The 6,008-nt window shown below is 46.9% G+C and carries 6 protein-coding genes; 4 read left to right on the top strand and 2 right to left on the bottom strand.

Annotation, left to right across the window (positions count from 1 at the left end):
- From IQR33_RS04420 to IQR33_RS04405, 4 genes are all read left to right on the top strand, one after another.
- Positions 1–1,061 (top strand): rubredoxin (locus IQR33_RS04420; protein ID WP_228013757.1); only part of this gene is annotated, 1,061 nt, incomplete at its 5' end.
- Positions 1,062–1,071: 10 nt separating this feature from the next.
- Complete coding sequence (gene norW / locus IQR33_RS04415; protein ID WP_161441255.1) at positions 1,072–2,220, top strand: NADH:flavorubredoxin reductase NorW; 1,149 nt, start codon at positions 1,072–1,074, stop codon at positions 2,218–2,220.
- A gap of 42 nt (positions 2,221–2,262) precedes the next feature.
- The gene (locus IQR33_RS04410) at positions 2,263–2,598 is read left to right on the top strand and encodes a DUF1971 domain-containing protein (RefSeq protein ID WP_193837291.1); all 336 of its coding nucleotides are present in this window, start codon (positions 2,263–2,265) and stop codon (positions 2,596–2,598) included.
- Positions 2,599–2,782: 184 nt separating this feature from the next.
- On the top strand, positions 2,783–3,661 hold the full coding sequence (locus IQR33_RS04405) for an NAD(P)-dependent oxidoreductase (RefSeq protein ID WP_017821261.1): 879 nt from the start codon (positions 2,783–2,785) through the stop codon (positions 3,659–3,661).
- 193 nt (positions 3,662–3,854) lie between these two features.
- Here the strand turns inward: IQR33_RS04405 and IQR33_RS04400 are convergent, their stop codons facing one another.
- Together IQR33_RS04400 and IQR33_RS04395 are read right to left on the bottom strand one after the other, a co-directional pair.
- Positions 3,855–5,294, bottom strand: a complete 1,440-nt coding sequence (locus IQR33_RS04400; protein WP_017635295.1) for a catalase — start codon at positions 5,292–5,294, stop codon at positions 3,855–3,857.
- 290 nt (positions 5,295–5,584) lie between these two features.
- The coding region (locus IQR33_RS04395; RefSeq protein ID WP_193843542.1) for a glutathione binding-like protein at positions 5,585–6,008 on the bottom strand (424 nt) is incomplete at its 5' end.

The raw sequence follows: 6,008 nt of genomic DNA, 5'->3' as shown, positions 1-6,008 counted from the left end.
GGCCAGACAGCATGATGACTTACCTAACGGGCGATGCAGTGTTATTCAGCAATGACGCATTTGGTCAGCACTATTGCGATGAACGTCTGTTCAATGATGAAGTGGATCAAAATGAGTTGATGGAACAGTGTTTGCGTTACTACTCAAATATCTTAACGCCATTCAGCAGCTTGGTAACCGCAAAAATCAAAGAAGTGCTGAGCTTCAATTTGCCTGTCGACATGATCGCCACGTCACACGGTATTGTATGGCGCGATAATCCGGTTCAAATCATCGAGCAATACTTAGCATGGGCAGACAATTATCAAGAAGATCGCATTACGATTTTCTACGATTCTATGTCAAATAACACCCGAATGATGGCCGATGCAATCGCGCAAGGCATTCACGATGTCGACCCTGGCGTGGCGGTCAAAGTCTTTAATGTCTCTAAGCATGATAAGAATGAAATTCTCGCCAACGTATTCCGCTCAAAAGGCATCTTGGTTGGTTCGTCTACCATGAACAACGTCATGATGCCGAAGATCGCAGGCATGCTAGAAGAAATTACCGGTCTGCGCTTTAAGGCGAAGAAAGCCGCTGCATTCGGTAGCTACGGGTGGAATGGTGGCGCGGTGGATCGTATCCATGCTCGGTTGACCGACGCAGGTTTTGAAACCGCAGTGAGCTTGAAAACCAAATGGCGACCAGATGGTAAAGCGATGCGTGAATGTCGCGAACATGGTCAAAACATCGCGAAATTGTGGGCAAAGCATGATCTGACAAGTCCTGTTCTTGCTCCGGCGATTGCTGCGTCTGCGCCACAAGTTCAATCACAACCCGCTGCGCCAGCGACAACACAGGCGGTAGTAGATGCTGCTCCTAGCAACCCTAGTACTGAGGCGCATCCTGCAGATTGTCAATGCATGGTTTGTACGGTTTGTAATTGGGTATACGACCCAGCTAAAGGCGAGCCTAATCAAGGCGTTGAACCGGGCACGGCATGGTCTGAAGTGCCAGATTACTTCTTGTGCCCAGAATGCCATTTGGGTAAAGACGTCTTTGTCGAATACAACGGGTAAGGGGGCGAATATGCAAGCACCTATTGTGATTATTGGTAGCGGCTTTGCGGCTTACCAATTGGTGAAAACAGTGCGTCGAATGGACGCACATATTCCGCTGCAAGTGTTTACTGCTGATGATGGCGCGGAATACAACAAGCCCGATTTGAGTCATGTATTCAGCAACAAGCAAACCGCCCGAGACTTGGTAGTTAAAAGTGGTGAGGCGTTTGCACAGGAACACAACATCGAACTGTTCGCCCATACCAAGGTTGAGCATGTCGACGTGCAAGCTCAGCAAGTGGTCGCCAAAGGCCAAACCTATCCTTATTCCAAACTGGTGTTTGCGACAGGCGCGAAAGCCTTTGTGCCACCAATATCTGGCGATGCAGCACCTGAGGTGATAACGCTAAACTCGCTACAAGAATATCAATTAGCGGAAGAGCAAATTAGCCGTGCGAAACGAATTCTAGTAATGGGTGGTGGTTTGATCGGCGTCGAGATCGCCATGGATCTCGCAACCAGTGGTAAAGCCGTTACGGTGGTTGAGCCAAATCCCCGTTTGCTCGCTAACTTGATTCCTGAATTTGTTGCATTACCGCTGGAGAATCAACTTAAGCAGCAAGGTATTCAACTTGCTTTGGAGACTGGAGTTGTCGCGATCAATCACTCGGAAGATTCGCTGGTGGCAAGCTTGAGCAAAGGTAAGGAAATCGAAGCCGATGTAGTGATTTCAGCGGCGGGTTTACGTGCAAACACTTGGTTAGCGAAGGCTTGTGGGGTGAGTGTCAATAAAGGCATCGAGGTAGATGCCCGATTACAGACATCAGCAGCCAATGTATTTGCATTAGGCGATTGTGCTGAGATCCAAGGTCGAATGATGCCGTACCTCCAACCGATCGTGCTAAGTGCCAATGCTTTGGGCAAACAACTACTGGGGCAAGAAGCAGAGTTGAAACTACCGCCTATGATGGTAAAGGTCAAAACGCCGAGCTACCCAATTCAATTGGCAGGCGATTTTAGTTCGGTGACGAACTGGAGCGTGCAGATTTCTCAAACTGGCATTGCCGCGAAAGCAGAAGATGAAAATAGCCGACTCATGGGCTTCGTCGTGACGGGAGAACAAGTTACGCAAGCATTTCCACTACTCCGAGAGTTGTCTCAAGCCGCTCAGGCTTAACCGATTTTAACGAAAAGAATTGTAATTAGAGAGGGTATCATTATGTCGCATCTAAGAATTCCTAAAGACTGGACTGTTCAACGTTCAACGCCTTTCTTCACTAAAGACAATGTGCCACCAGCGCTACTGACTCATCATAATACCGCTGAGGGAGTGTTTGGACAGCTGTGCGTCATGGAAGGGCAAGTGACTTACTACGGCTTTGCTGATGAAAATGCCACAGAAGCAGAAGTGGTGGTGATTAATGCAGGCCAGTTTGCTACAAGCCCACCGCAGTACTGGCACCGTATTGAGATGAGCGATGATGCTCAGTTCAACATCAATTTCTGGTCGAACAAAGATAAGAGTGGGCAAGCGATGTTCCACGCTAAGCAGTAGTAAACCTTTTTAAGTGCTTTGACTGTTATGCTAATCGTCAAGTAAAGGGGTGTAGAAGGCGCAATAAACGAACTGAAATACTGGATCATCGAGACCGTGGAAAGAGAAATCACGAGTAATGATTTCAATTCTTTAGTAGCATGTTACGAAACATTTCAGTCAGGTGAACTAAGGGAAGCGTGCAATGGAAAAACAACGAGTAGCATTTATTGGTCTGGGTGTGATGGGATACCCAATGGCTGGTTACCTAAGTAAAGCGGGCTTTGAAACCAAAGTATACAACCGCACAAAAGCGAAAGCCGACAAATGGGCTGAAGAATACCAAGGCGTAGCTTGTGAAACACCACGTGAAGCGGCGGAAGGCTGTGACATCGTTTTTACCTGTGTGGGTAATGATGATGACGTTCGTAGCGTTGTTTACGGTGAAGAGGGCATTCTGGTCGGCTTGAAAGCGGACGCAGTGCTAGTCGATCACACGACAACTTCTGCAGACCTAGCGGTTGAGCTGGCTGAAGCGTGTGTTAAGTACGGTAATCACTTTATTGATGCGCCAGTTTCTGGTGGTCAAGCGGGCGCAGAAAATGGTGTTCTAACCATCATGTGTGGTGGTGAACAAAGCATTTTTGACCGTGTGTCTCCGGCGATGGATGTGTACGCGAAGCAGATGACACTACTGGGTGAAAACGGTCAGGGTCAACGCTGTAAGATGGTAAACCAAATCTGTATTGGTGGCGTTTTACAAGGGCTGAGTGAAGCTTTGTTGCTGGCACAAAAATCAGGCTTGGACATCGCTCAAGTTGTAGAAACACTTAAGCATGGCGCTGCAGGTTCTTGGCAGATGGAAAACCGCGCAAATACGATGGCTGAAGACAAGTTCGATTTTGGCTTCGCTATTGATTGGATGCGCAAAGACTTAGGTTTCTGTCTGCAAGAAGCTGAGCGAGTGGGTCTAGAACTTCCACTGACTAAGAAAGTGGATGAGCAATACGCAGACCTTCAACGTGATGGTTTAGGTCGCATGGATACATCAGTACTGATCAAAGCGGTCGCTAAAAATCAGTAGTTGATGAATCAGTAATAGATAAACAGTTCTTTGGTATCAAAGAGCTTAAAGAAATCTAAGTTAATCATAATGAATCACCTTGAGCATGTTTTGTGACTTGTGATTAAGGATTAGTGATTTGAAATCAGGAGGTGCTGTAGAGTACCTCCTTTTTCGTCTTTAAATCACGCAGTGTAATGATTGCAGCGTTCGCTTACTTGTTTAAGCCTAGTGCAATTTCAAGACCTTTGCCGTACGCTTCGTCCGCTTGGTATGCGTGTTGAACGTGGCGCTGTTGGATGAACTCTGGCACACCGTCCATTGCGCGAGCTGTGTTATCGAACAGAGTTTGACGTTGCTCTTCGCTCATCAGACGGAATAGGTCACCCGCTTGGCTGAAGTAGTCTTCGTCTACACGATGATCGTAGTGATCAGCGTTGCCATTGATGCGTAGAGGTGGCTCAGAGTAATCTGGTTGCTCTGCCCATTCTTGTTTGTAGTTTGGCTCGTAACCCAGTGTTGAACCAAAGTTGCCATCAACGCGCATTGCGCCATCGCGGTGGTAGCTGTGAACAGGGCAACGAGGTGCGTTCACTGGGATTTGATGATGGTTCACACCTAGACGGTAACGCTGAGCATCGCCGTAAGCGAACAGACGACCTTGTAGCATTTTATCTGGAGAGAAGCCGATACCAGGTACGACTGCAGCTGGGTTGAACGCTGATTGCTCAACTTCTGCGTAGAAGTTTTCTGGGTTACGGTTCAGTTCGAACTCACCAACTGGGATCAGTGGGTAATCTTTTTGAGACCATACACGTGTTAGGTCGAATGGGTTGAAGTTGACTTCATCCGCTTCTAGCTCAGGCATGATCTGTACGTACATCTTCCATTTAGGGAAGTCTTGGCGCTCAATCGCTTCGTAAAGGTCACGGTGATGGCTTTCGCGGTCTTTACCTACGATCGCTTCTGCTTCTTGGTCAGTCAGGTTCTTGATGCCTTGCTGAGTTTTGAAGTGGAATTTCACCCAGTAACGCTCGTTTTCTGAGTTGATGAAGCTGAATGTGTGGCTACCAAACCCATGCATATGACGGTAAGAAGCTGGGATACCACGGTCACTCATTACGATAGTCACTTGGTGGAATGCTTCTGGTAGTGATGTCCAGAAATCCCAGTTGTTGGTAGAGCTACGCATGTTAGTGCGAGGGTCGCGTTTTACTGCGTGGTTTAGGTCTGGGAATTTTAGTGGGTCACGTAGGAAGAATACTGGTGTGTTGTTACCAACCAAGTCCCAGTTACCTTCTTCAGTATAGAATTTTAGTGCGAAACCACGGATGTCACGTTCTGCGTCTGCTGCACCGCGCTCACCAGCTACAGTAGTGAAGCGAGCGAATAGTTCTGTTTTTTTGCCGATGTCAGAGAAGATCTTAGCGCGAGTGTATTTTGTGATGTCGTGCGTTACTGTGAACGTACCGTAAGCACCAGAACCTTTTGCGTGCATACGACGCTCAGGGATCACTTCGCGGTCAAAGTGTGCCAATTTTTCAAGGAACCAAACGTCTTGTAATAGTTGAGGGCCACGAGGACCTGCAGTCATAACGTTTTGGTTATGTGCGACAGGGCAGCCTGCTGCTGTAGTCAATTTCTTGTTTGTCATTTTTCTTCCCCCTCCAGGGTTCAATACCTTAGAAACTGTAGAGGAGGTTATTACGGAAAAGCTGGGGGAGAAAACTGATATTGCTTATCAATTCAATAGATGGTGACTATGGTCGAAACTATATTAGAATCAGAAATTTACTACATTAGCTTGATTGACATAACAATCGGCGTTCTCGAAAGCGATTGACTGGGGGGAGCGCTATCCAGTTAGCGTGTCTGCGATGCTAGTAATATCGCCCCTTAAATGAAGTTTTACGTGTCATCAAAGGGGCGAAAGGGGGGAAGTAATTAAGAGTACTTCACTTCAAGTTGTTCAGCTTTTGCAAATGCTGGGTGTGTCGCGAGCTGTTTCCCATAACGTTCAATATTAGGGAAGTGATTAACTAAACCAAACTTTTGAACCAATTCGACAATGAAAGACATCATGATGTCAGCGCCAGTCAGACGCTCTTCTACTAGGTAAGTTTTGCCTTCTAAGGATTGCTCGAAGTAGCCTAGTACATTCATTGCTTCCTTGTCGGCATAGCCTGATAAAAACTGAGTTTCATTTGGCTCTTTGCTTACGAAGATTTTTAGCAGCATAGGTAAAATTGCAGAGCTTTCTGCAAAGTGCATCCATTGCAAATATTCTGTGTGTGCTTTTGTACCACGCTCAGGAGCAAAGGCTCCGTCACTGTATTTCTCAATCAAATATTCGGTCATTGCACCTGAT

Origin of the sequence: Vibrio sp. OPT46 (assembly GCF_015163535.1) — a bacterium.
Lineage (GTDB): Bacteria > Pseudomonadota > Gammaproteobacteria > Enterobacterales > Vibrionaceae > Vibrio > Vibrio alginolyticus.
Note: the sequence above shows the minus strand (reverse complement) of the source record. Positions and strands in the feature narration are given on the sequence as shown.